The following is a 26212-nucleotide window of genomic DNA, read 5'->3' as shown; positions in this document are numbered from 1 at the left end:
ACTTAATCCTAGTGTGTTTCAGTGAAGGAAAATAACGCGATTAGTTGATGGTTGGGAACCCAGTGCGAGCGATATTTTAATTGAGAAATATAGGTATATACCGCCGTCGCGTTTCAAGAGTGTGCGTCAGTCTGATCCTGGGGGACTGGATTGTCGATGCCGGAAATTTGTACGGCTCGGGTGCTGCAGGATTATTTTTATCAGTGATAAAAGTTGATGGGTTGTTTGGGTTTTCAATGGTATTTCAGGTTTTTAATGTAGGTTCGATAGCGATAAGGTTGAAAGCCGATAAGCGCAATAAAGGACTATTGCTGATGACAACCCAGGACAACAAACAAACGCTGACTCAGGGCTCGATCTTGAGCACATTACTCGAAGCCACCGGCGACCTCGACACCGCCGAAACTCTGGAAAAAACGCTCCCGGCGTATTTGCTCAAGGCGTCGGCCACCAGCCTGGCCAGGCTGGATAAAATCAACCGTGAACTGTACGCCCGGCAACTCAAGGTCAATAAAGATCTGATCCGGCTAAAACCGCTGGCCGACTTCTGTATCAGCGAACTGAACGCGGCACTGAACCAAAAATGGCCGGCGCTTTATGACGCAGGTGTGGATGTGGTCAGTTTGCCGGGTGTTGATTGTGGCTGCGAAACGACCGCGACCGATCAGGCCGGAATCGACCTCGTCAAACACGCCTCGCAAACGCTCTTGCAGGCGGCCATGCAGAACTTCACCGAAGACGAGGAGCAGGCTGACGCGTTTCCCGAGGGCAGTCAGGTGCGCCTCAAAAGCGCGCCGCTGGGTGTGAGCGGCTTGACCCCGGCGACGTTTGCCGCATTTTGCCGCCAGCTGGATCTGGGCAAGAAATACCAGGAGCATCTGCAGCAAGTGTTCGGCCTGCGTGATGAAAGCGGCACAGTCTTGGCGACCAGTGACACGACCCGCGATATCGCCGCATTGAAGCAGTCGCTATTGGAACTCGATGTACACCTGGCCCAGCTCAAGGGCGATATCACAGCGGCAGGCTTGCGCATGTTGCAGGATCTGATGTTGGCCGAGGGCGTGGCGTCGGCGCAAACCCTGCGATACGGCAAAGAACCGCTGATCATGCAGGGCATCAAGATACTCGACAGCTGCGTGTGGGGCGTCGTCGTTTTTTCCAGACGCTCGGTGGAACAACACCCTGAGGACGGGTGCATCGTGTACATGCCCGGCGAACCTGAGCGGGCCGTGTACGAATACCCGAGTTTCAATGCATTCAAGCGCTACCTGGTGCAACAACTGAAAACCGCGAATTATCAGGACTACTTTGCCCGCAGCCTCGACGAAGATGACAAGGCGGATTTCTTCAAGACGTTCGCTGAAAAAAACGATCTGGGCCTGGTCGAACAATGGCCGATCAGCGTGCCGCTCTTTGATTTCATGGTGCAAAGCCATGTCGGCAAGTTGCAGATCGACGCACGCAAACTGGCAGTGCCTACTGCGGATATCGATGAAGAGACACGCCGCCAGCGTCTGCTCGATTTCATTCAGCGCGGGGTGAGCATTGCCTCGGTGGCCGGGCTCTTCGTGCCGGTGCTCGGGCAATTGATGATGGGCGTCGCGGTGGGGCAATTGCTTGGCGAAGTGTACGAAGGTGTCGAAGACTGGCAGCGCGGTGATCATCAACAAGCCCAGTCGCATCTGCTCGGCGTGGTCGAGAACATCGCGTTGATGGGCGTCTTCGCCGGCGGGCAAAAAGTCTTGGGGGCACTGGCTAGCAAACTGCTGCGCACGCACCCGCAGTTCTTTGGGGAATTCACCGCCATTCTCAATCACGCCGGTAGAGCGCGCCTGTGGAAGCCCGATTTGGCGCCTTACGAGCATTCTCTTCCGGCTGGGTTCACCATCGATGCCGGCTCCAAGGAGTTTTATCAGATTGGCACGAAAACCCTTGGCAATGTGGACCATCGTGTGTTCGCCGGCAGCTACGATATCGACGCCAACCTGTGGCGCCTGGAACACGCCAGACGCGTGCAAGCCTATACCCCGGAACTGGTCCGGCACGTCGAAGGCGGTTGGCGGCTACCCGGCGAAGAGCCGGAGGAATGGGGCAGTTCTGCGTACGCGCTCAAACGCATTGATCCGCACTTGCGCGAATTCCTCGACAGCGACCTGGACATGATGCGTCGACTCAGCGACACCTCGCATCAGACCGTGCTCGACACCTTCAACGACAATCTGCGCCTGCCTGTACGCCTGCGCGATACCGTCGAGCGTGTACGCATCGGGCGCCAGTTGCGGGAGTTGACCCTGGAGCTGGAAAACGGCGAGATCCATTCCGGGCAATCTGTCGAGACGCTGATGCATGCCTTGCCGAAGCTGCCTGGCTGGCCCACCGACCGCTATATCGAGGTGGCCGGAGAAGAAGGGGCGGTCGATGCGACCTATCCTGCGAACAGTACGATCGACGAAACGCTGGGTGTGGTTGTAACGCGGGACCAATTGTCCCGGGGGCAATTGTTGCAAACGGTGATCGATGGTCTGTACCAAAACGAGGTCGATGCGTTGCTGGGCGGCAAAGTCGCAAGAAGTACTGAGGAAAGTGCACTGGCGAAAAAGCTTGGTGCGGCGCTCAAATCCGATTATCGCGCGGTGTTCGAGCGTCTGTATCAACGCTACGACGAGAGTCAGGCGGATGAGTTGCTCAATTTGCGCAAGGTTTTCGCCGACATCCCGGCGCGCTATGGACAGCGGCTGATCGACCGCGCCCCCAGTGTCGAGCGCCAGCACCTGCGCACCACCGCACGGGTGCCATTGCGGCTGGGGCAGCGGGCCCGGGGCGCTGCCGCCAAGGTGCGGCTCGACCGCGGGCTGACGGGATTTCACTGGCCACTTCTGGCGAATGCCGATACCGACAAACTGGCCATTCAGTTGCTGCCACGCCTTGGCGGCTGGGATAAAAAACTGCGCCTGGAGGTGCGCGACAAGAGCTTGACCGGACCCGTGCTGGAAGCCATCGGCGAGGCGTCCGCGACCTCCGACGATACCTGTTACGTGGTGAAATCCGCTGACGGTTATGAAGCATTTGCCGGCGACAAAAAATCCCTTGGCAAGGTGGCGTCAGAGCCCGACGCCTTGTATACCGCCATCCTGAAGGCGCTGCCGTCACGTCAGCGTGAGGCGAGCGGATTGATCGATGCCGGACAGACCGGCAGACAGCGCTTGCGCAGCAAGTTGCTCGACGCAGGGCTCGAAGAGCGCGAAGCCACCGGGCGAACACTGGTCAACGGCAAGTACCAACCGTCGGGCGTCGAGCCGGCCTGCGTGCAAGGCGATCAGGCCCCGGCGACGAACCACTCACGCAAGTTGCTGCGCAAAGTGCGCAAACTCTATCCCCGCCTGGATGAAGCGCAGGCCAGTCAATTGCTTGATGAACTGGGTGACGATCGGCTGAGCCGGGCGCTGCGGGTCAAAGCCCTGCGTCAGGATTTGAAAACCCTGCGTGACGTTCTCTTTATCTGGAGTGAAGATGGCACCGCCCTGGAGGCGATGGGGGGGGATCTGGCCGAAGCGCGGCACAGCCGCAAGATGGCGGCCGAGCTGATCGAGAAGGCCTTTCGGCGGTTTGACTGGGCCGAGGGTGAACAGGGCAAACCGGTCTGTGCCCTCAATCTCGATCGAATGCGCATCGGCAAGCTGCCGAGCATGCCTGCGGGATTGAGCTTTGACCATATCCAGCGTTTGTCGATGAAAGACATGGCGCAGAATGATGATGTCACGTACTTCCTCAAATCCTTCAAACAGCTTGAGTCGCTGGAACTCGACAACAATAAAATCACCCGGCTCCCCGAAGTGTTGTCGCATATGCCCAACCTCAAGCGATTGAGCCTGGAGGGCAATCAGGTAAAGCTGACCGAGCAGACATTGACGAAGCTGAACCGGCTGCGCACGCTGACGAATCTCAATCTGAACGACAACCCGTTGGGCGCCACTCCGGATGTCAGTCAAATGAGCAACCTGCGTCTGTTGCAGCTGCGCCAAACGGGGATTACCGAACTGCCTCAAGGTCTGCAGAATCTCGCCCATATCGAATGGATGAATCTGAGCAAAAACAAAATCAAGGAATTGCCCGATTGGCTGTTTCAAAAACCGCGACGATTTACCCGGACGCTCAACCTGGGGGGCAATCCCTTTACTGAAACCAGCAAGACGTATCTGGATAACTATCGCAATAACTACGGTATAGGAATGGGTTTCACCGCAGACGACATTGCCCGACTCCACGAGCAAACCGCGCGCTCATTATGGCTCACCAAGACGACCGGTGAGGAATGGCTGACGCAGGTGCGAATCTGGGAGGCGTTTCGCGACGATAGCCGTGCCGAAGGCTTGTTCCAGCTGCTGGCGCGACTGGGCGATACCGCCGACGGGACGAAGGGTCGCGCTGACCTGCAGCGACGGATCTGGGTGGTATTGAAGGCAGCAGAGGCCGATGGCCCTCTGTGCGATGAGTTGCTCGATCTGGCCGCCAACCCGATCAATTGCGATGACACGGCGGCGATCAATTTCAGTCATCTTGAAGTGGCTGTTCACGTCGATCATGTAACCAAGGGCGCCGGCGGCAAGGTCACTGCCAAACCGCTGCTCGAACTCGGCCGCAGTCTGTTACGGCTGCATCGACTGAACGCGATTGCCCACGACCATGCGGTCAAGGTCGGGAAACTGGATGAAGTCGAGGTGAACCTGGCTTATCGCATCGGGCTGGCGAAGACACTGGACCTGCCCGGCCAGCCGCAGAATATGCTGCTGGGACCGGAGAGCGGCGTGACCGCCGCCGATCTGGAAAAGGCGCGAAACCGGATCGCTACGGACGAACTCTCCCCCCGATGGCTCGAATTCATGCAGCAGCAGACGTTTTGGCGTGACTATCTGAAACGTACGTTTACGCGCAAATTCTCGCTGATCGATGAGTCGTTTGCGCCGCGGATGAGTGCCCTGGATGAGCAGGCGGACACACTGCCCAGTGCTGACTATCTGAGGCAGGGGCTTGCCCTCAAACTTCAAAAGGAGCAGGCGCAAGAGGCAGAATTCAAGCGCCTGACGCAAGAGTCTATCCGCCTGATGGACCTGGGCCTGTGCGCGATGCCAGACATGTGAGATTCACTTGCCGCGAATCAGCTGGCGCAGGGCGAAACGGTTAGGGTGACAGGCTTCGGCGACACTGCGTGGCAGCGGCAGCGGTTCGTTGTCCAGCCAGGCAGCGAGCAGTTCGCCGGACAATGGCGCGGTAATCAAGCCTCGTGAGCCGTGGCCGCTGTTGACGTACAGACCGTGCAGCCACGGGCAGGCAATGTCCGGCACTTGCCGGGCATCCTTGCTCAGGGCGGCATAGGCCTCAAGGAACACCTCGCGATTGGCGAGGGGCCCGACAATCGGCAAATAGTCAGGGCTGGTGCAGCGAAAGGCTGCGCGGCCCTGCAGATCGTCGACCGGCTGTTCGCTGATGTGCAGACGCGCGACGAGGTCGGTGGAAATCTCTTCGAGCATGGCCAGATTGCCCACATGCTCGGCCGTGGTCGGCGTCAGGTCATCGCTGTTGAAATCGAAACTGGCACCGAGGGTGTGTTCGCCCAAACGCGCCGGGGCAACGTAGCCTTCGGCACAGACCACCGTGGCCAGCGCCTGACTTTCTGCGGTTTCGGCGAGACGAGTGATCTGCCCGCGAATGCGCTTGAGCGGTAACTCGGCACTCTGGGCAAAGCGTTTGATCTCGGCAGCACCGGCCAGCACCACGACCGGCGCGCTGGCGAGCAAACGCTCTCCGTCCAGAGCCTGCCACTGTTCATCGACCTTGCGCAGTTGCAGCGCTTCGCAATGGCTGAGCAGTTCGATGTTCGGCTGCGCCGCTTGCGCCTGACACAGCGCCGGCGGATGCACCCAACCCCCTTCGGGATAGTACAAACCGCCATGGCTCACGCCGACCCCGGCGCGGGCCTGCGCCTCGGGCTGATCCAGCCACTGCAACAGGTCTTCCGGGAAGGCTTCAGCCAACTGCGCGTGACGCTCGGCTTCCTTGGCATTGAATGCCAGTTGCAGCACGCCGCAGTCGTCCCAGTCGGTGCCGCGTTGCAGGGTTTCCAGCAGGCGTCGGGTGTAACCGAAACCGCTGACGATCAGTTGCGACAGCGCCGTGCCGTGGGCGGATAACTTCAGGTACAGCACGCCCTGCGGATTGCCTGAGGCTTCTTGCGCCACCGCCTCATGGCGTTCAAGCAACGTGACCTGCCAGCCCCGTGCGGCCAGACTGGACGCCGTGGCACATCCCGCCAGACCGGCGCCGATCACCAGCGCACGCCGCTCAGTGACGATCGGTGCAGGACGAGCAAACCACGGCTTGTCCGGCACTGGCGGTGCAACTTCCGCCGGCCAGCCGAGAAATTCGCCACGGAGGATTTCCCACTTGTGGCCGATGCCCGGCGTGCGCTTCATTTTGAACCCGGCGGCATTCAGCAAACGGCGAACCCAACCGGTGCTGGTGAAGGTGCTGATGGTCGAACCGGGCGCCGCCAGACGTGCCAGTTCAACAAACAGTTCGGCGGTCCACATGTCGGGGTTTTTCGCCGGGGCGAAACCGTCGAGAAACCACGCGTCGATCTGCGCGTCGAGCTGCGGCAATTGCTCCAGGGCATCGCCGATCAACAGCGTCAGGGTCACGCGGCCGTTGGCCAAAGTGATGCGCTGAAAACCCTGATGTATCGCTACGTAGTGCGTCAGCAACTGATCGGACAGTGGCTTGAGTTCAGGCCACAAGGCCAGGGCCCGTTGCAAATCCGCTGGGCTCAATGGGTATTTTTCAACACTGACGAAATGCAACCGCGCACCGGCCACGGCGTGTTGCTCGAACAACTGCCAGGCGCAGAGAAAATTCAGCCCGGTGCCAAAACCGGTTTCGCCGATGACCAGCCGCCCATCCGCCGGCAACGCGGCAAAACGCTCGGCCAGACGGTTCTGTTCGAGGAACACATAACGGGTTTCATCCAGACCTGATTTGTCGGAAAAATACACGTCATCGAACACCCGCGAACGCGGGCGTCCCTGGTCATCCCAATCAAGTTGGGCGTGGGGCAATACGGGCTTCATGGCAGGCTCGGCAACGACAAGGCCGCCATTCTAGCCGATCGCGCGGGCGCTGCTTGATCCATGGCAAGGCTTGCGCCCGACGACTCGCGGACAATCCGTCACCTGCGGGAATTTCTGCGCCGTTGCTGTGCCCAATCCGCTAGTCTTGCTGAATCCTGGAAGGAGCCGTCCCATGTTTGAATCCGCTGAAATCGGTCACGCCATCGACAAAGACACCTATGAGGCGGCCGTCCCGGCACTGCGTGAAGCCTTGCTCGAAGCCCAGTTCGAATTGCAGCAGCAGAAGCGTTTCCCGGTGATTATCTTGATCAACGGTATCGAGGGTGCGGGCAAGGGCGAGACGGTCAAATTGCTCAACGAGTGGATGGACCCGCGCCTGATCGAAGTGCGCACTTTCGATCAGCAGACCGATGAAGAGTTGTCGCGGCCACCGGCGTGGCGCTACTGGCGGATGCTTCCGGCCAAGGGGCGCATGGGCATCTTTTTCGGCAACTGGTACAGCCAGATGCTCCAGGGGCGGGTGCACGGATTGTTCAAGGATCCGCGTCTGGATCAGGCGATTGCCGGTGCCGAACGTCTGGAAAAGATGCTCTGCGATGAAGGCGCACTGATCTTCAAGTTCTGGTTTCATCTCTCGAAGAAACAGATGAAGGCCCGGCTCAAAGCACTGGCCGATGATCCGCTGCACAGCTGGCGCATCAGTCCGCTGGACTGGCAGCAGTCGGAAACCTACGACAAGTTCGTCAAATACGGCGAGCGCGTGCTGCGCCGTACCAGCCGTGATTACGCGCCGTGGCATGTGATTGAAGGCGTCGACGCCCATTACCGCGGCCTGGCGGTCGGCAAGATTCTGCTGGAGGGTCTGCAAAATGCGCTGAAGCGTCCGGACGTGCGTCCGCACGATGTCAGCGCCGCGCCGCTGGGCACGCCAGTCGATCAGTTGAACCTGCTCGACAGCCTCGACCTGACTCAGCGTCTGGACAAGAAAGACTACGAAGAACAACTGATCACCGAGCAGGCGCGCTTGTCCGGGCTGATGCGCGACAAGCGCATGCGCCGCCACGCGTTGGTCGCGGTGTTCGAAGGCAACGACGCGGCAGGCAAGGGCGGGGCGATCCGCCGGGTCGCGGCGGCGCTCGATCCGCGCCAGTACAACATCGTGCCGATTGCCGCACCGACCGAAGAAGAAAGGGCCCAGCCGTACTTGTGGCGCTTCTGGCGACACATTCCGGCGCGCGGCAAGTTCACTGTGTTCGACCGCTCCTGGTACGGCCGGGTGCTGGTGGAGCGCATCGAAGGTTTTTGCACGCCGGCCGACTGGTTGCGCGCTTATGGCGAGATCAATGATTTCGAGGAGCAACTGGCCGACGCCGGCGTGATCGTCGTCAAGTTCTGGCTGGCCATCGACAAGGACACGCAGATGGAGCGCTTCCAGGAGCGCGAAGAAATCCCGTTCAAGCGCTTCAAGATTACCGAGGACGACTGGCGCAACCGCGACAAGTGGGATGCCTATCGGGCCGCCGTGGGCGATATGGTCGATCGCACCAGCTCGGAAATCTCGCCCTGGACCCTGGTCGAGGCCAATGACAAGCGCTGGGCGCGGGTCAAGGTGTTGCGCACAATCAACCGTGCACTGGAAGAAGCCTTCGACAAATCCGACAAGCACGCGAAGAAACACAAGGACTGAGGCGATGGGCACGCATACGCGGGGTGAATGATTGTCGCGGTCGGTAATCGGGTGGACTTATGCTCAGGTCCACTCTCAACTGACAACAACAATGAGGTATGCCATGCGTGAAGTGGTGATCGTCGACAGCGTGCGGACTGGCCTGGCCAAATCCTTTCGCGGCAAGTTCAACCAGACCCGTCCCGATGACATGGCGGCTCATTGCGTCAACGCCCTGCTTGAGCGCAACGACATCGACCCGGCCAGCGTCGAGGATTGCATCGTCGGTGCCGGCTCCAACGAAGGTGCGCAGGGCTACAACATCGGCCGTAACGTCGCGGTGCTCTCGCGTCTGGGCACTGGCACTGCCGGCATGACCCTCAATCGTTTCTGCTCGTCGGGTTTGCAGGCGATTGCGATTGCCGCCAACCAGATTGCTTCGGGTTGCAGCGACATCATCGTCGCCGGCGGTGTCGAGTCGATCAGCCTGACGATGAAAAGCGTCAACACCGATCACCTGATCAACCCTGTGCTCAAGCAGCAGACGCCGGGCATCTACTACACGATGGGCCAGACTGCCGAAGTGGTGGCGCGCCGTTATGGCGTCAGTCGTGAAGCGCAAGATCGTTATTCGCTGCAAAGTCAGATTCGCACTGCGGCGGCGCAGGCCGCCGGGCTGTTCAACGATGAAATCGTGCCGATGGCGGTCAAGTATCGTGTCGAGGACAAGAGCACCGGTGACGTGCAGATTCTCGATGGCGTTGTGGACCGCGACGACTGCAACCGTCCGGACACCACCTATGAAAGTCTCGCTGGACTAAAACCGGTATTCGCCGAGGACGGTTCGGTGACGGCGGGCAACTCGTCGCAACTGTCCGACGGTGCGTCGATGACACTGGTGATGAGCCTGGAGAAAGCGTTGCAACTGGGCCTCAAGCCGAAAGCGTTTTTTCGTGGTTTCACCGTGGCCGGTTGCGAGCCGGACGAGATGGGCATCGGCCCGGTGTTCTCGGTGCCGAAACTGCTCAGGGCCAAGGGCTTGCAGGTGGCGGATATCGATCTGTGGGAGCTGAACGAGGCGTTCGCTTCGCAGTGCCTGTACAGCCGTGATCGGCTGGAGATCGATAACGACAAGTACAACGTCAATGGTGGCTCGATTTCCATTGGCCACCCGTTTGGCATGACCGGGTCGCGGCAGGTCGGGCATCTGGTGCGTGAGTTGCAACGGCGTAATTTGCGTTATGGGATCGTGACGATGTGTGTGGGCGGCGGGATGGGCGCGACGGGGTTGTTTGAGGCAGTTCGCTAAGCCAGAGCATTTTTGTTGTCTGTTCCATTGCTATCGCTGGCAAGCCAGCTCCCACAGGTTTCATAACGGTCGCACAAATTGTGTACACCACTAATCCTGTGGGAGCTGGCTTGCCAGCGATTGGATCACCACCGCTTAGCGGTTGGAATCCTGTAGCTGCATCCGCGCGATATAAGCTTTTATTTCCTGCTCAGCTCTCTCGGCACTCTCAAACGGCCCTTCAAGGGTATTTTCCCGAGTACTGAAAAACAGTTCGCCATTGACCCGGCACAGCCGGTCGCTGCGAAAGTGCGTGGCGGGGGCGCTGTCTTGGGCGCGCATTCCTAACATGAGCGGTCTCCTTGGCTGAAACGCTGAACGGGATCCAATGAGCTTATGCCTGAAGCACTTGGCGCGCCCGTCCAGCCGATCAACGGCGACGCGTCAAATTACTGCTGCGACCTGCACAGTTTCATTCGCGGCCTGGCCCCAACTGTCCCTGTGTTGTGCCCTGTGCCGGGCCTAGAATGACCGCTCTTGTCAGCAGGCTTTGGGGTTCGCATGCACATTTCATCCGGTCGCTGGGTCTACGGTCTGTTCCTGGCGCTGCTGACCGCGTTTCTGTGGGGCATCCTGCCGATCAAACTCAAACAGGTATTGCTGGTGATGGACCCGATCACGGTGACCTGGTTTCGCTTGACGGTCTCCGGCAGTTGCCTGTTCATTTATCTGGCCGCGGCCAAACGCCTGCCGAGCCGCAAAGTGCTCGGACCCAAAGGCGGCTGGCTGGTGCTGATGGCGGTACTCGGTCTGGTCGGCAATTACGTGCTGTACCTGATGGGTCTCAATTTGCTCAGCCCCGGCACCGCGCAACTGGTGGTGCAGATGGGCCCGATCATGTTGCTGATCGCCAGTCTGTTTGTGTTCAAGGAGCGCTTCAGTATCGGCCAGGGGATTGGTCTGGCGGTGCTGTTGATCGGTTTTGTGTTGTTCTTCAATCAGCGGCTGGCCGAATTGCTGACCTCACTGTCGGATTACACCGCGGGCGTGCTGCTGGTGCTGCTGGCGTCGACGGTCTGGACCTTCTATGCGCTGGGTCAAAAGCAATTGCTGACGGTGTGGAATTCGTTGCAGGTGATGATGGTGATCTACCTGTTCTGCGCGCTGTTGCTGACGCCGTGGGTGCACCCGCTCGAAGCGCTGAACCTGAGCCCGCTGCAGGGTTGGCTGCTGCTGGCGTGCTGCATGAACACGCTGATTGCCTATGGCGCGTTCGCTGAAGCGCTGGCGCATTGGGAGGCGTCGCGAGTCAGTGCGACGCTGGCGATTACGCCGTTGGTGACGTTTGGCGCGGTGGCGATTGCGGCGGGGATCTGGCCCGAATACGTGCATGCCGAGCAGATCAACGGGGTGGGTTATGGCGGTGCAGTATTGGTGGTGTTGGGGTCGGCGCTGGTGGCGTTGGGGCCTTCGTTGATTGCCGGGTTGAAGGCGCGGCGGATGAAGATGGCCGCCAGTTAAGCCGCTCCGCTGCCATTCGCGAGCAGGCTCGCTCCCACATTCGACTGCATTCTCATGGTGGAAATGCGGTCCACTGTGGGAGCGAGCTTGCTCGCGAAGACGGACTTTCAGGCGCTAGAAAACTTAACCCTTGGCACCCGCCTCGATCATGTTTTCCGGCCGCACCCACGCATCAAACTCTTCGTCCGTCAGATAGCCCAACGCCAACGCCGCCTCACGCAAGGTCAGCCCTTCGCTGTATGCCTTCTTGGCGATTTCCGCCGACTTGTCATAACCGATATGCGGGTTCAGCGCCGTCACCAGCATCAATCCACGCTCCAGATGCCTTGCCATGACCTCAGCATCCGGCTCCAGCCCGGCAATGCAGTGCTGCTGGAAGTTGCTGCAGCCATCGGCAAGCAGGCGAATCGATTGCAGCAGGTTGTGGATGATCACCGGTTTGAACACGTTCAACTGCAAGTGACCCTGACTGGCGGCGATGCCGATGGTCACGTCGTTGCCCAGCACCTGACAGGCGAGCATCGACAGCGCCTCGCACTGCGTCGGGTTGACCTTGCCCGGCATGATCGAACTGCCGGGCTCATTCGCCGGCAACCGCACCTCGGCAAAGCCCGCGCGGGGACCTGAGCCGAGCAGGCGCAGGTCGTTGGCAATTTTCATCAGCGCCACGGCGAGGGTTTTCAGTGCGCCCGACAGGCTGGTCAGCGGTTCGTGGCCGGCGAGGGCGGCGAACTTGTTCGGCGCAGTGACGAATGGCAGACCGGACAGTGCCGCCAGTTCTGCAGCAATCGCCTCACCAAAACCGTGTGGCGAATTCAGTCCGGTACCGACCGCGGTGCCGCCCTGGGCCAGTTCACACACCGCCGGCAGTGCCGCGCGGATCGCCCGTTCGGCGTAATCCAGCTGCGCGATAAAACCCGACAGCTCCTGACCGAAGGTGATCGGCGTCGCGTCCATCATGTGCGTGCGTCCGGTTTTCACCAGTTTCATGTGCCGCGCCGCCAGTTCGGCGAGACCACCGGACAGCTCGGCAATCGCCGGCAGCAGTTGTTCCTGCACGGCTTGCGCGGTAGCGATGCTCATCGCGGTGGGGAAGCAGTCGTTGGAGCTTTGCGAACGGTTGACGTGATCGTTCGGGTGCACCGGCGTCTTGCCGCCACGCGGGTTGCCGGCCAGTTCGTTGGCACGACCGGCGATGACTTCGTTGGCGTTCATGTTGCTCTGGGTGCCGCTGCCGGTCTGCCAGACCACCAGTGGAAACTGGTCGTCGTGCTGGCCATCGAGCACTTCGTCGGCGGCTTGTTCGATCAGGCGGGCGATGTCGGCGGGCAAGTCGCCGTTGCGGTCGTTGACCCGTGCAGCGGCTTTCTTGATCAGGGCCAGGGCGTGCAATACCGGCAGCGGCATGCGTTCCTGACCAATGGCGAAGTTGATCAGCGAGCGTTGCGTCTGAGCACCCCAGTAGGCGTCGTCCGGGACTTCGATCTGGCCCAGGCTGTCGGTTTCGATACGGCTCATCGTGCACACTCCTGTTGGTCTGTTTGCGCAGTTTAGGCCGGCATCGGCCGTGGTGGTTCCATCGAGCCGATTGTTGACCGGTAAAACCCGGGCAATCAAGCGCGGCAAGGCTCGGGGGTTGAGCCACGAGGTTTTTTAGGCGCAGAATGGTCGCCCTTGGGGTTTTACCTCGCCTAGCTGAAAAGGAAACTCGATGACTCGTCTTCGTGCCATCTGCACCGCGGTTGCACTGGTTTGCGCCAGCGGCCAGGTGCTTGCCGATACCGCCAGCCACAACGCCAGTGCTGAAGCTTTCCTGACCCTGGCGCACGCTGACAAGCTGGGCACTCCGGTGTACATGCAAGTGCAGCAAATGTTCGCTCAGCGTTTTGAACAGACCAAAGCCCCGGAAGCCAAGAAAGCCGTACTGGAAACCTATCAGGCCAAGGCCAACGCCGCGCTCGACCAAGCCATCGGCTGGAACAAGCTCAAGCCTGACATGGTCAAGCTCTACACCACGAACTTCAGCGAATCCGAGCTGAAAGACCTGGTCGCGTTCTACCAGTCGCCACTGGGCAAGAAAGTCCTGGAAAAAATGCCGCAGCTGACTCAGCAATCGGCCCAGATGACCCAGGCCAAACTGGAAAGCGCCGTACCGGTCGTCAACAAGCTGCTCGACGACATGACCAAAGAGCTGGACCCGAAAGGCGCTGCTGCGCCGGCCAAGAAGAAGTAAGCGGAGTTCGTGATGACCATGCAACAACGCATCGAATCGACGCTGGCCCTGCTTCAGCCTGAGCACCTGCAAGTGCTGGATGAAAGCCACATGCACAGTCGCGGGCTACAGACGCACTTCAAGGCAGTGGTGGTCAGCGCGCAGTTCGACGGCCTGAACCGGGTCAAGCGCCACCAGAAAGTCTACGGCACGCTCGGCGAGCTGATGGGCGAGTTCCATGCGTTGGCGCTGCACACCTACACCCCGCAGGAATGGGCAGAGATCGACGCCGCCCCGGCGTCGCCAACCTGTGCCGGCGGCAGCAAGCATTAAGCTTCGGTTTTTTGCTAGAATCCGCAACGCGCCGCTCACCCGGCGCGTTTTTTTTTGAATCCGGTTCACCCTTTGCGAGGGTAGCCACCTGGAGAAATACCCATGACACAACCGATTGTCGTGGCGGCACTGTATAAGTTCGTCACCCTCGAAGATTACGTCAACCTGCGCGAGCCGCTGCTGCAAGCGATGGTCGACAACCAGATCAAAGGCACCCTGCTGATCGCCGAAGAAGGCATCAACGGCACGGTGTCCGGCACTCGCGAAGGCATCGACGGTCTGCTCGCCTGGCTCAAGAACGACCCACGCATGATCGACATCGATCACAAAGAGTCGTACTGCGACGAGCAGCCGTTCTATCGCACCAAGGTCAAACTGAAAAAAGAGATCGTCACCCTCGGTGTCGAAGGCGTCGACCCGAACAAAAAGGTGGGCACCTACGTTGAGCCGCAAGACTGGAACGCGTTGATCAGCGACCCCGAAGTGCTGTTGATCGATACGCGCAACGATTACGAAGTATCGATCGGCACCTTCGAAGGCGCCATCGATCCGAAAACCACCAGTTTTCGCGAATTCCCTGACTACATCAAAGAACACTTCAACCCGGCCGTGCACAAGAAGGTTGCGATGTTCTGCACCGGCGGCATTCGCTGCGAGAAAGCCTCGAGCTACATGCTCAGCGAGGGCTACGAAGAGGTTTACCACCTCAAGGGTGGCATTCTGAAGTACCTCGAAGAGGTGCCGCAGGAAGAAACCAAGTGGCAGGGTGACTGCTTCGTGTTCGACAACCGCGTGACCGTGCGTCACGACCTCAGCGAAGGCGACTACGATCAATGTCATGCCTGCCGCACACCGGTCAGTGTTGAAGATCGTGCGTCCGAGCATTACGTGGCCGGCATCAGCTGCCCGCATTGCTGGGACAAGCTCAGCGAGAAAACCCGCCGCAGCGCCATCGATCGGCAAAAGCAGATCGAACTGGCCAAGGCGCGCAACCAGCCGCACCCGATCGGCTACAACTACAAGCAAGCATCCACCGAGGCTTAACCATGTCTGCGCGCCTGCTCTATGTGATGGATCCGATGTGTTCGTGGTGCTGGGGGTTTGCTCCGGTGGCCAAGGCACTGGTCGAGCAGGCGCAGGCAGCCGGGGTCGAGTTGCATCTGGTGGTCGGCGGTTTGCGCACCGGCAGCGGTTCGGCGCTGGAGCCGACGACGCGTCGCTACATTCTTGAGCATTGGCAAGCGGTCACCGAGGCCACCGGCCAGCCGTTCAAGTTTGACGGCGCGTTGCCCGACGGTTTTGTCTACGACACGGAGCCTGCCTGCCGGGCGATTGTCACGGCGCGCAGTCTGGCGCCGGATTGCGCGTGGACATTGGTCGGACTGATCCAGCAGGCGTTTTACGCTGAAGGTCGCGACGTTACCCAGGCCAGCGTACTGGTCGAGTTGGCGGAGAAGGCGGGTGTACCGCGTATCGAATTCGCTGCATTGTTCGATCATGCCGATCAGCACAAAGCGACTCAGGCCGATTTCAGTTGGGTGCAGGATCTGGGCATCGCCGGTTTCCCGACCCTGCTGGCCGAGCGCAACGGTCAACTGGCGCTGTTGACCAACGGCTACCAACCGCTCAGTGAGCTGTCGCCATTGCTCGGCCGGTGGCTGGAGCGTGCGGCCTGTGTCTGACCTGGCCGATGACACGCCAGCCGTAAAGCGTGTCGACCGGCTGAGCTGGGCAGAAGTCCGGCGACTGGCACTTCATCATAAAAAATCCCTGTGGATCGCTAACGGCGTGGCCGTTCTGGCGACGCTGTGCAGCGTACCGATTCCGTTGCTGCTGCCGTTGCTGGTGGACGAAGTCCTGCTCGGCCACGGTGACGCGGCATTGAAAGTCATGAACCATGTGCTGCCGACGATGTGGCAGCAAGCGGCAGGCTATATCGGCTTGATGCTGGTCGTGACGCTGACCCTGCGTTGCAGCTCGCTGTGCTTCGGCGTGTTGCAGTCGCGGCTGTTCGCACGGCTGGCCAAAGACATCGTTTATCGCATTCGCGTGCGTCTGATCGAACGGCTCAAGCGCATTTCCCTCGGCGAATACGAAAGCCTGGGCAGCGGCACGGTGACCACGCACCTGGTCACGGACCTCGATACCCTCGACAAATTCGTCGGCGAAACCCTCAGCCGCTTTCTGGTGGCGATGCTGACGCTGGTCGGCACGGCGAGCATCCTGATGTGGATGCACTGGAAACTGGCGTTGTTGATTCTGCTGTTCAACCCGCTGGTGATCTACGCCACGGTGCAGTTGGGCAAGCGCGTCAAACACCTGAAGAAACTCGAGAACGACAGCACCTCGCGCTTCACCCAGGCGTTGAGCGAAACCCTCGATGCGATTCAGGAAATCCGCGCCGGCAACCGTCAGGGTTTCTTCCTCGGGCGGCTCGGCTTGCGCGCGCAGGAAGTGCGCAACTACGCGGTCAATTCGCAGTGGAAAACCGACGCTTCCAACCGCGCCAGTGGTTTGTTGTTCCAGTTTGGCATCGACATCTTCCGCGCGGCAGCGATGCTCACGGTGTTGTTCTCCGACCTGTCGATCGGCCAGATGCTCGCGGTGTTCAGTTACCTGTGGTTCATGATCGGCCCGGTCGAACAGCTGCTCAACCTGCAATACGCCTACTACGCGGCGGGCGGGGCGCTGGCGCGGATCAACGAACTGCTGGCGCGCGCCGATGAGCCGCAATATCCCGGCGGTGTCGATCCGTTCAAGGGCCGCGACACGGTGGGTATTCAGGTGCAGGGTTTGAGCTTTGGTTACGGCGATGAGCTGGTGCTGGATCAACTCGACCTGTCGATTGCCCCCGGTGAGAAAGTGGCGATCGTCGGCGCCAGCGGTGGCGGCAAAAGTACCCTCGTGCAGTTGCTGTTGGGTTTGTACACGCCACTGGCCGGGACCATTCGTTTCGGCGGTTCGACCCAACAGGAAATCGGTCTGGACACGGTGCGCGAAAACGTCGCGGTGGTATTGCAACACCCAGCGCTGTTCAACGACACCGTGCGCGCCAACCTGACCATGGGCCGCAGTCGCAGTGACGAAGCCTGCTGGCAAGCGCTGGAAATCGCTCAGCTAGACGCGACCATCCGCGCCTTGCCCAATGGCCTGGACAGTATTGTCGGGCGCTCCGGCGTGCGCTTGTCGGGCGGCCAGCGCCAACGCCTGGCCATCGCGCGGATGATCCTCGCCGAGCCGAAAGTCGTCATCCTCGACGAAGCCACTTCGGCCCTCGATGCTGCCACCGAGTACAACCTGCATCAGGCCATGGCGCGTTTCCTCAATGGCCGCACCACGCTGATCATTGCCCACCGACTGTCGGCAGTGAAGCAGGCTGATCGCGTACTGGTGTTCGACGGTGGTCAGGTTGCCGAAGACGGTGATCATCAGCAGTTGATTGCCGACGGTGGCCTGTATGCCAAGCTCTATGGTCACCTGCAGCAGATCCAGCGCCCTTGAGTTTCGTTCCGGTTTCTGTGCTTAGTGCTTGAATTGCATTGAGTAAAATCAACCGGAACGCTCAAGCAGACCAGTCATATGCACAATCGACCTAGAGGACGGCAGAGCTGTCCCTTTGACTTGTCGAAAATTAGCCTAGGCTGAGCTGTCAGGAGCGGGATTTTCCGGTGTTCATCTGGCAGTGCTTGCGCAAGGGATCTCATGAAGCAAAAGCGGACTCTCGGAACGCCACGGTTGTTGGGCATCGTCTGGCCATTTATTGCCGTCGTGTTATTTCAAGCGTTACTGGGTGGCGTGAGTCTTTACGTGCTCTCGGCCGTCCGCGGTTATGTCGCTGGCGAAAGTCTCTGGTCCAAGGGCCAGAAAGACGCGATTTACTACCTTAACCTCTACGCCGACAGCCGTGACGAGGCGATTTTCCTCAAATACCGTAACGCGATTGCCGTGCCACAGGGCGGGCATCAGTTGCGTCTGGCGCTGGATCATCAACCGCCGGATCTGGCCGCAGCGCGCGAAGGTATTCTCAAGGGCGGCAACCACCCGGACGACGTCTCCAGCCTGATCTGGCTGTACCTCAACTTTCGCCATTTCAGTTATCTGGAAACCGCCATTGACCGCTGGACGGTCGGCGATGCCTATTTGGTCGAACTGGATGACGTGGCGCAGGAGATGCACCGCAGCATTTCAGATAACACGGCCAGCAGCGCCGATATCCAGCGCTGGAAGGCGCGGATTTTCGCCGTCAACGATGGCGTGACGCCGGCAGCGAAAGCCTTCAGCGATGCCCTGGGCGAAGGCTCGCGGATGATTCTGCGGCTGCTGTTGTTAACCAATCTGGCCACGGCACTGGGGCTGATCGTGCTGGCCTTGTGGCGAACGCACAAATTACTCAAGCAGCGCCACGCTTTTGCCGAGGCGCTGCAACTGGAGAAGGATCGGGCGCACGTCACGCTGCATTCGATCGGCGATGGCGTCATCACCACCGATGTCAGCGGTGCGATCGATTACATGAACCCTGCCGCCGAAGCCATGACCCACTGGAAGGCCGAGCAGGCGGCGGGCCTGCCACTGGCCGCGCTGTTCAACTTGCTCGACGACAATGCCCAGGCCGAGGGGCTGACGCTGATCGAGCACATTCTCAGCGGCCAACTCAGTGGCGGCAGCGAGCATTCGAAACTGATCCAGCGCCTGGATGGCACGACGTTGTCGGTGACCCTGGTTGGGGCGCCGATCCGCAATGCCGGCAAGGTCAGCGGTACGGTACTGGTGTTGCACGACATGACGCAGGAGCGGCAATACATCGCCAATCTGTCGTGGCAGGCGACCCATGATGCGCTGACCGGGCTGGCCAACCGTCGCGAGTTCGAATATCGCCTGGAGCAGGCGCTGCACAATCTCACGCGCCATCCCGGACGGCATGCGCTGATGTTCCTCGACCTCGATCAATTCAAACTGGTCAACGACACCTGTGGTCACGCCGCCGGCGATGAACTGTTGAGGCACATTTGTACGCTGTTGCAATCGGGGCTGCGCGAAGGCGACACGCTGGCGCGCCTGGGCGGTGATGAGTTCGGCATTCTGCTGGAGAACTGCGCACCGGAGGCGGCGGAGAAAATCGCCGAAGCGCTGCGCCAGACAGTGCAGAACCTGCATTTTGTCTGGAAGGGGCGGCCATTCCTGACCACGGTGAGCATTGGCCTCGTGCATATCGCGCAGACCCCGACGACCCTCGAAGCTTCACTGCGCGCGGCCGATATGGCCTGTTACATGGCCAAGGAAAAGGGCCGCAACCGGGTGCAGGTCTACCACGCCGACGATTCCGAGCTGTCGCTGCGTTTTGGCGAAATGGCTTGGGTGCAGCGGCTACACATGGCACTGGAAGAAAATCGCTTTTGTCTGTACGCCCAGGAAATCGCCCCGCTCAAGCCGGGTGACAACCAAGGTGGGCACATCGAGATTCTGCTGCGTCTGCATGATGAGGCCGGGCGGATGATCCTGCCGGACAGTTTCATTCCCGCGGCAGAGCGCTACGGTTTGATGAGTCAACTGGACCGTTGGGTAGTTCAGAACGTATTCAAGGTTATTGCTCAATGTATTGCACAAGAACATGAAGAGCCTTTAGCAATGTGTGCGATTAATCTGTCAGGCATTACTATAGGAGATGACGCGTTTTTGCACTTTCTGCGTGAGCAGTTTGTTAACTATGCAATACCGCCTGAAATGATTTGTTTTGAAATTACAGAAACCAGTGCGATTGCAAATCTGGGCAGTGCAATTAGATTTATTAATGAACTCAAAGGCTTAGGTTGCTATTTTTCGTTAGATGACTTTTGCGCCGGAATGTCTTCATTCGCTTATCTGAAACATTTGCCTGTAGACTTCCTGAAGATCGACGGGAGTTTCGTAAAGGATATGCTGGACGACCCGATTAACCGCGCAATGGTCGAAGTGATCAATCACATCGGGCATGTCATGGGTAAGCAGACAATTGCCGAGTTTGTTGAAACAACCCAGATCGAGCAGGCATTGCTTGAAATTGGTGTGGATTACGCTCAGGGTTATGTCATAGAGCGTCCACAGTTGTTTACCTGTGACAGTTTGCAAAGTCGGCCCGCCAGACCGCAACCGCTGTTATTCAAAGCGCCTGGCACGTTCCGTTGAAGTCTCTCGCCGATCCTTACAATCACAAATCAAAAGGAGCCGAACAGTGATCGACACATTCAACCGAACCGGACCACTCATGGAAGCTGCAAGTTATCCAGCCTGGGCGCAACAGCTCATAGAGGATTGCAGCGAGAGCAAGCGCCGGGTTGTCGAACATGAACTTTACCTGCGCATGCGTGATAACAAACTCAGCGCCAGAACCATGCGCCAGTACCTGATCGGGGGGTGGCCGGTGGTTGAGCAGTTTGCGTTGTACATGGCGCAGAATCTCACCAAAACCAGGTTTGCCCGTCACCCGGGCGAAGACATGGCGCGGCGCTGGCTGATGCGCAATATCCGCGTTGAACTCAATCACGCGGATTACTGGGTGCATTGGAGCCGCGCACATGGCGTCAGTCTGGAAGACCTTCAGGCTCAACAGGTGCCGCCTGAGTTACATGCCTTGAGTCATTGGTGCTGGCACACCAGTTCAGCTGACTCGCTGATTGTGGCCATTGCCGCCACCAACTACGCGATTGAGGGCGCGACCGGGGAGTGGTCGGCAGTGGTCTGCTCCAGCGGCGTGTATGCCGCAGCGTTCCCGGAGGAGGACCGCAAGCGTGCGATGAAGTGGCTGAAGATGCATGCCCAGTACGACGACGCCCATCCGTGGGAAGCGCTGGAAATCATCTGCACACTGGCCGGGATGAACCCGAGCAAGGCCTTGCAGACCGAGTTGCGTCAGGCGGTGTGCAAGAGCTATGACTACATGTATCTGTTCCTTGAGCGCTGCATGCAACTGGAGACGTCGGAACGCTTGTTGGTGAGCCGAGAGCGCAGGGCGGTAGTCGAGAGCTGATATTCGGCTTCATGCAAAACCAATGTGGGAGTGCGCTTGCTCGCGGAAGCGGTCCGTCAGTCAACTCATGGTTGAATGTCAGATTGCATTCGCGAGCAGGCTCGCTCCCACAGTGTTTTGTGTTGGCTGGAAAGCCTTTAGCCCGCCATCGCCAAGCGATTGCGACCTTCACGCTTGGCCACATACAGCGCACTGTCGGCACGGCGCAGCAGGCTGTCAGCCGATTCGCCCGGTAACAACGTCGAACATCCCAGACTCACGGTCAGTTCGATCAACTGACCATCCGCATAGTATTCAGCTGCCTGCGTTGCATAACGCAGCCGTTCGCCGACCATTGCCGCCGCTTCCCGGCTGGTATTGGACAGCAGAATCAAAAACTCTTCCCCGCCGTAACGGAACACCATGTCGACGTTGCGCAGTTGTGCCTTGATCGTCGCGGCGATGGCTTTAAGTACGTCATCGCCAGCGCTGTGGCCATGGCTGTCATTGACCCGTTTGAAGTGGTCGATATCGAGCATCAACAGCGACAACGGTTGCAGGTGTCGACGCGACATCTCGATTTCCCGTTGCAGGGTCTGCTCCATGGCGATGCGGTTGCCGGCGCCGGTCAGCGGATCGCGCAGAGCGCTCTGCGTCGCCTCACGGTAAAGCAGGGCGTTGCGCATCGGGTACAGCAAGGATGACAGCAGTGATTCGAGCTGGCCTTGTTCCTTGTCGTTGAAGCGCTGATTGCGGCGGAACACCAGTTCGCCCATGTGCTCGCCTTCGTGGCTCAGGGTGTAGCTGATCGAGTGGTGGCCACGGGTACCGAATTCCAGGCGCAAATCGCTGCCCTGATGCACATAACTCAGCGCGTCCAGGGGCACGAGGCGCTGAACTTCGCGGAAGAACAGACCGAGGATGCGTTGCGGTTCAAGGCTGGTTTGCAGTTGCAGGCTCATTTGCTGGCGCAATTGCGCCAGGCTGGCCGGTCGCTCCAACAGGGGAGGCAGTTGACCAAAGCCCAGGCGTTGCAATTTGGCACTGTCAAAGTCAATTGCATTGGTCTGGGAGGGTGATTTCATATGGCGTGAACCCTTAGCGGTAAGTCTGTCTTACAGGCTGGGTGAGAGCGGCTATGGGCTGCGCGTCATACTGATCCATCAGTCCCGTAGGACGTTTGGCGTAAGTCTAGTCTGCCGGATGACGATTAGTCAGCTATCGAAATCGGCCTCGCCCCATTGCCTTCACGTGGCTTGCTTTGAGGAAAATTAGAGCGAAAGTCGTGCCATTCGGTTCGGTTTTATTTAAACCGTTTGGAATCAATGGTTTGGATATGGGGGTGAGAGGTGTGCGCTGGAAATTTGACTGAAATGTGACGATCGCCAGCGGCAAACGCATGCCGCGACAGGAATCTGCCGCGGCAACAAATGCGACGTATGGCAGTTATTGCGCGTTGAATGCCTGGCCGTTGATGCCTGTGCTGTCCGGGCCCATCAGGTACAGGTAGACCGGCATGATCTCCTCCGGCGTCGGGTTGTTCAGCGGATTTTCTCCCGGATAAGCTTGCGCACGCATGCTGGTGCGCGTACCGCCCGGGTTGATGCTGTTGGAACGCACTGGCGCCACACCATCGACTTCATCAGCCAGGGTTTGCATCAGGCCTTCGGTGGCGAACTTCGAGACGCCATAGGCGCCCCAGTACGCCCGGCCCTTGCGCCCGACGCTGCTGGAGGTGAATACCACCGACGCATCCTGCGACAGCTTGAGCAACGGCAGCAGGGTGCTGGTCAACATGAACATGGCGTTGACGTTGACCTGCATGACGCGCATGAAGTTTTCGCCGGACAACTGCTCGATCGGCGTGCGCGGGCCAATGATCGAGGCGTTGTGCAGCAGGCCGTCGAGATGGCCGAACTCGGTTTCGATCATCGCGGCCAACTCATCGTACTGATGGGGCAGGGCGGTTTCGAGGTTGAACGGAATCACTGCCGGTTGCGGGTGGCCTGCCGCTTCGATCTCGTCGTAGACCTGAGTCAGGTTGGCTTCAGTCTTGCCCAGCAGCAATACCGTGGCGCCATGAGCGGCGTAGGTTTTTGCGGCAGCCGCGCCAATGCCACGCCCGGCACCGGTGACCAGAATGACCCGATCCTTGAGCAATTCGGGACGAGCGGAATAATCAAACATAAAAACCTCATCAAGAGTCAGATCGTTTCCCACGCTCCGCGTGAGAATGCAGCCAGGGACGCTCTGCGTCAGGTCTCAGCAGCTGCAAAGCGCACTATCGAGCACCTTGCGCAACTCCGACGGATGATCCACCACCACGTCCGCGCCCCAATGCCGTGGGTTGTCGTCCGGGTGGATGTAGCCGAAGGTCACCGCAGCCGTTTTAGTTCCGGCATCGCGCCCCGATTCGATATCGCGCAGATCATCGCCGACAAACAGAACCGTCGACGGATCCAGATCAAGCATCTTGCACGCAAGGATCAACGGTTCCGGATCCGGCTTGCTGTTTTTCACGTGATCCGGGCAGATCAGCAGCGCCGAACGCTCGGCCAGTCCCAGCTGTTGCATGATTGGCTCGGCAAAGCGCAACGGCTTGTTGGTGACCACGCCCCAGATCAAGTTGGCCTTCTCGATGTCGGCGAGCAGTTCGCCCATGCCGTCGAACAGCTTGCTGTGCACGGCGCAGCCGACCAGATAGCGCTCGAGGAACTCCAGGCGCAGTTCTTCGAAGCCCGGCGATTCCGGGTCCATGGAAAACGTCACCGCGACCATGGCTTTCGCGCCGCCGGAAATCTCGTCGCGGATGTGCTTGTCGTTGATCGGCGGCAAGCCGCGATCCGTACGCATCGCCTGGCAGATGGCGATGAAGTCCGGCGCCGTGTCGAGCAGGGTGCCGTCCATGTCGAAGAGAACTGCTCTGATGGCCATCGGCTTATTCCTCGCGCAGGGTCTGGATCATGTAGTTGACGTCAACGTCGTTGGCCAGCTTGTAGTGCTTGGTCAGCGGGTTGTAGGTCAGGCCGATGATGTCCTTGACGGTCAGGCCGGCCATGCGGCTCCAGGCGCCGAGTTCGGACGGGCGGATGAATTTCTTGAAGTCGTGGGTGCCGCGCGGCAGCAACTTCATGATGTACTCAGCGCCGACGATGGCGAACAGATAGGCCTTCGGATTGCGGTTGATGGTCGAGAAGAACACCTGGCCTCCCGGTTTGACCATGCGGAAGCAGGCGCGAATGACCGAGGATGGATCCGGTACGTGCTCGAGCATTTCCAGGCAAGTGACCACGTCGAACTGCTCCGGCATTTCTTCGGCCAGGGCTTCGGCGGTGATCTGGCGGTATTCGACGCTGACGCCGGATTCCAGCTGATGCAGTTGCGCGACCGCCAGTGGCGCTTCGCCCATGTCGATGCCCATCACGGTGGCACCGCGTTGCGCCATGGCTTCGCTGAGGATGCCGCCGCCGCAACCGACGTCGAGGACTTTCTTTCCGGCCAGATTGACCCGCTCATCAATCCAGTTGACCCGCAGCGGGTTGATGTCGTGCAGCGGTTTGAATTCGCTTTCACGGTCCCACCAGCGATGGGCCAGGGCTTCGAATTTGGCGATTTCGGCGTGGTCGACGTTGCTCATGTTCAATTCCTCTAAAACTTTAAAAGGGCTGTAGCCCCGGCGTGGGCGCCGGGGTGTTTACGATTCGGTGTGGCCGCTGATGCGCTGGCCCCAGGCCCGAGCGGTGGCGCCCAGTTGCTCTTCGTCCATGCGCGTCAGGCGTCGGTCGTCGAGTAGTTGTTTGCCGGCGACCCACAGGTGTTTCACGCAATCGCGGCCGGTGGCATAGATAAGCTGCGAAACCGGGTCGTACACCGGTTGCTGGGCCAGGCCGGACAGGTCGAAAGCGACGATGTCGGCAGCTTTGCCGATTTCCAGTGAGCCGACTTGCGTCTCGATCCCCAGTGCGCGCGCGCCATTCAGGGTGGCCATGCGCAGTGCCCGATGGGCGTCCAGCGCCGTGGCCGAGCCAGCAACGGCTTTGGCCAGTAGCGCGGCGGTGCGGGTTTCGCCGAGCAGGTCGAGATCATTGTTGCTTGCCGCGCCATCGGTGCCGACTGCGACATTCACCCCAGCCTGCCACAAACGCTCGACCGGGCAGAAACCGCTGGCCAGTTTGAGGTTCGATTCCGGGCAATGGATCACGCTGGTGTTGCTTTCTACCAGCAACGCCAGGTCGTCATCGCTGATCTGGGTCATGTGCACAGCCTGGAAACGCGGGCCGAGCAGACCGAGACGACCGAGGCGCGCAAGCGGGCGTTCGCCGCGCTGCTCCAGCGCTTGCTGGACCTCGAAAGCGGTTTCGTGGACATGCATATGGATCGAGGCGTCGAGTTCCTCGGCAATCACACGGATTTTTTCGAGGTTCTCATCGCCGACGGTGTACGGTGCATGAGGGCCGAAGGTGATCTTGATCCGCTCGTGATGCTTGAGATCGCCAAACAGCTCGACGCCCTGACGAATGGCTTCATCGGCATTGCTCGCGCCTGGAATCGGGAAATCGAGGATCGGAATGGCGATCTGTGCGCGAATGCCGCTGTTGTGCACGCGCTCGCTGGCGACTTTCGGAAAGAAATACATGTCCGAGAAGCAAGTGATGCCGCCCCTGATCTGCTCGGCGATGGCCAGATCGGTGCCATCACGGACGAAATCTTCATCGACCCATTTGGCCTCGGCCGGCCAGATGTGGTTTTCCAGCCAGGTCATCAGCGGCAAGTCATCGGCCAGGCCACGGAACAGCGTCATCGCCGCATGGCCGTGGGCGTTGATCAGGCCGGGGGCGAGCAGCACGTCCGGCAGTTCGCGGATTTCCGTGGCGTTACACTTCAATGCTTCGGCGCGCGGGCCGATAAACACGATGCGACCGTCGCGGATGCCCAGGCCGTGCTCCTTGAGCACAACGCCAGCGGGTTCGACGGGTACCAGCCAGGTCGGCAGCAATAATAAGTCGAGCGCAATGGCAGGTTTCGGCATCGAGGGTCGGTTCCAGTGCTTTTGTAAAGGATGGCGAAGTATACCCGAGCGTCGTCGCGG

Annotated in this window: 19 protein-coding genes; 11 read left to right on the top strand and 8 right to left on the bottom strand. The window is 59.6% G+C overall.

Features of this window, described 5'->3' with window-relative positions; all coding sequences use genetic code 11:
* The first annotated feature begins 314 nt into the window (after positions 1-314).
* A complete protein-coding gene (locus ACIF4X_RS16115; RefSeq protein WP_397482895.1) occupies positions 315-5138 on the top strand; it encodes an NEL-type E3 ubiquitin ligase domain-containing protein in 4824 nt (1607 codons plus the stop codon).
* A gap of 3 nt (positions 5139-5141) precedes the next feature.
* Here the strand turns inward: ACIF4X_RS16115 and mnmC are convergent, their stop codons facing one another.
* Entirely contained in the window at positions 5142-7121 is a 1980-nt protein-coding gene (gene mnmC / locus ACIF4X_RS16110; protein ID WP_397482894.1) for a bifunctional tRNA (5-methylaminomethyl-2-thiouridine)(34)-methyltransferase MnmD/FAD-dependent 5-carboxymethylaminomethyl-2-thiouridine(34) oxidoreductase MnmC, read from the bottom strand.
* 172 nt (positions 7122-7293) lie between these two features.
* Between mnmC and pap the strand changes: the two genes are divergently transcribed.
* Both pap and ACIF4X_RS16100 read left to right on the top strand, forming a co-directional pair.
* A complete protein-coding gene (gene pap / locus ACIF4X_RS16105; protein ID WP_397482893.1) occupies positions 7294-8808 on the top strand; it encodes a polyphosphate:AMP phosphotransferase in 1515 nt (504 codons plus the stop codon).
* A 103-nt stretch (positions 8809-8911) separates the two neighbouring features.
* Entirely contained in the window at positions 8912-10096 is a 1185-nt protein-coding gene (locus ACIF4X_RS16100) for a thiolase family protein (RefSeq protein ID WP_397482892.1), read from the top strand.
* Positions 10097-10231: 135 nt separating this feature from the next.
* Here ACIF4X_RS16100 and ACIF4X_RS16095 read toward each other — a convergent pair whose 3' ends face one another.
* Positions 10232-10426, bottom strand: coding sequence for a DUF6316 family protein (locus tag ACIF4X_RS16095; RefSeq protein WP_397482891.1), 195 nt, complete (start codon positions 10424-10426; stop codon positions 10232-10234).
* A 210-nt stretch (positions 10427-10636) separates the two neighbouring features.
* On the opposite strand from ACIF4X_RS16095, the gene ACIF4X_RS16090 reads away from it, so the two are divergent.
* A complete protein-coding gene (locus ACIF4X_RS16090; RefSeq protein ID WP_397482890.1) occupies positions 10637-11596 on the top strand; it encodes a DMT family transporter in 960 nt (319 codons plus the stop codon).
* A 123-nt stretch (positions 11597-11719) separates the two neighbouring features.
* Here the strand turns inward: ACIF4X_RS16090 and ACIF4X_RS16085 are convergent, their stop codons facing one another.
* Positions 11720-13114 carry a class II fumarate hydratase gene (locus tag ACIF4X_RS16085; protein WP_397482889.1) on the bottom strand — a complete coding sequence of 465 codons (1395 nt, stop codon included), beginning with the start codon at positions 13112-13114 and terminating at the stop codon, positions 11720-11722.
* Between the two features lie 193 nt (positions 13115-13307).
* Here ACIF4X_RS16085 and ACIF4X_RS16080 point away from each other — a divergent pair, with 193 nt between their 5' ends.
* The 7 genes from ACIF4X_RS16080 (at position 13308) to ACIF4X_RS16050 (ending at position 21144) form a co-directional block, all read left to right on the top strand.
* Positions 13308-13829: a DUF2059 domain-containing protein gene (locus ACIF4X_RS16080; RefSeq protein ID WP_016986973.1), complete on the top strand. Its 522-nt coding sequence runs from the start codon at positions 13308-13310 to the stop codon at positions 13827-13829.
* 12 nt (positions 13830-13841) lie between these two features.
* Positions 13842-14141, top strand: a complete 300-nt coding sequence (locus ACIF4X_RS16075; RefSeq protein ID WP_064120325.1) for a BolA family transcriptional regulator — start codon at positions 13842-13844, stop codon at positions 14139-14141.
* A 102-nt stretch (positions 14142-14243) separates the two neighbouring features.
* The gene (locus ACIF4X_RS16070; protein WP_397482888.1) at positions 14244-15185 is read left to right on the top strand and encodes a rhodanese-related sulfurtransferase; all 942 of its coding nucleotides are present in this window, start codon (positions 14244-14246) and stop codon (positions 15183-15185) included.
* Between the two features lie 35 nt (positions 15186-15220).
* On the top strand, positions 15221-15823 hold the full coding sequence (locus tag ACIF4X_RS16065; protein ID WP_186613962.1) for a DsbA family protein: 603 nt from the start codon (positions 15221-15223) through the stop codon (positions 15821-15823).
* Positions 15816-17642 (top strand): ABC transporter ATP-binding protein, encoded by a 1827-nt coding sequence (locus tag ACIF4X_RS16060; RefSeq protein WP_397482887.1) that lies wholly within the window; start codon positions 15816-15818, stop codon positions 17640-17642. Before ACIF4X_RS16065 ends, ACIF4X_RS16060 begins: the two co-directional genes overlap by 8 nt.
* Positions 17643-17843: 201 nt before the next feature.
* Complete coding sequence (locus tag ACIF4X_RS16055) at positions 17844-20303, top strand: EAL domain-containing protein (RefSeq protein WP_397482886.1); 2460 nt, start codon at positions 17844-17846, stop codon at positions 20301-20303.
* Between the two features lie 79 nt (positions 20304-20382).
* Positions 20383-21144: a TenA family transcriptional regulator gene (locus tag ACIF4X_RS16050; protein ID WP_397482885.1), complete on the top strand. Its 762-nt coding sequence runs from the start codon at positions 20383-20385 to the stop codon at positions 21142-21144.
* Positions 21145-21281: 137 nt separating this feature from the next.
* Here the strand turns inward: ACIF4X_RS16050 and ACIF4X_RS16045 are convergent, their stop codons facing one another.
* From ACIF4X_RS16045 to ACIF4X_RS16025, 5 genes are all read right to left on the bottom strand, one after another.
* Positions 21282-22208 carry a GGDEF domain-containing protein gene (locus ACIF4X_RS16045; RefSeq protein WP_397482884.1) on the bottom strand — a complete coding sequence of 309 codons (927 nt, stop codon included), beginning with the start codon at positions 22206-22208 and terminating at the stop codon, positions 21282-21284.
* Positions 22209-22569: 361 nt separating this feature from the next.
* The gene (locus ACIF4X_RS16040; protein ID WP_025113079.1) at positions 22570-23310 is read right to left on the bottom strand and encodes a YciK family oxidoreductase; all 741 of its coding nucleotides are present in this window, start codon (positions 23308-23310) and stop codon (positions 22570-22572) included.
* A 75-nt stretch (positions 23311-23385) separates the two neighbouring features.
* On the bottom strand, positions 23386-24057 hold the full coding sequence (mupP, locus tag ACIF4X_RS16035) for an N-acetylmuramic acid 6-phosphate phosphatase MupP (protein WP_397482883.1): 672 nt from the start codon (positions 24055-24057) through the stop codon (positions 23386-23388).
* Positions 24058-24061: 4 nt separating this feature from the next.
* Complete coding sequence (ubiG, locus tag ACIF4X_RS16030) at positions 24062-24760, bottom strand: bifunctional 2-polyprenyl-6-hydroxyphenol methylase/3-demethylubiquinol 3-O-methyltransferase UbiG (RefSeq protein ID WP_025113081.1); 699 nt, start codon at positions 24758-24760, stop codon at positions 24062-24064.
* 57 nt (positions 24761-24817) lie between these two features.
* Positions 24818-26152, bottom strand: a complete 1335-nt coding sequence (locus ACIF4X_RS16025) for a TRZ/ATZ family hydrolase (protein ID WP_397482882.1) — start codon at positions 26150-26152, stop codon at positions 24818-24820.
* Positions 26153-26212 lie beyond the last annotated feature (60 nt).

The organism is Pseudomonas sp. NPDC085632 (genome assembly GCF_044541255.1).
GTDB lineage: Bacteria > Pseudomonadota > Gammaproteobacteria > Pseudomonadales > Pseudomonadaceae > Aquipseudomonas.
The sequence above is the reverse complement of the archived record's forward strand: the minus strand, read 5'-3'. Positions and strand labels throughout refer to the sequence as shown.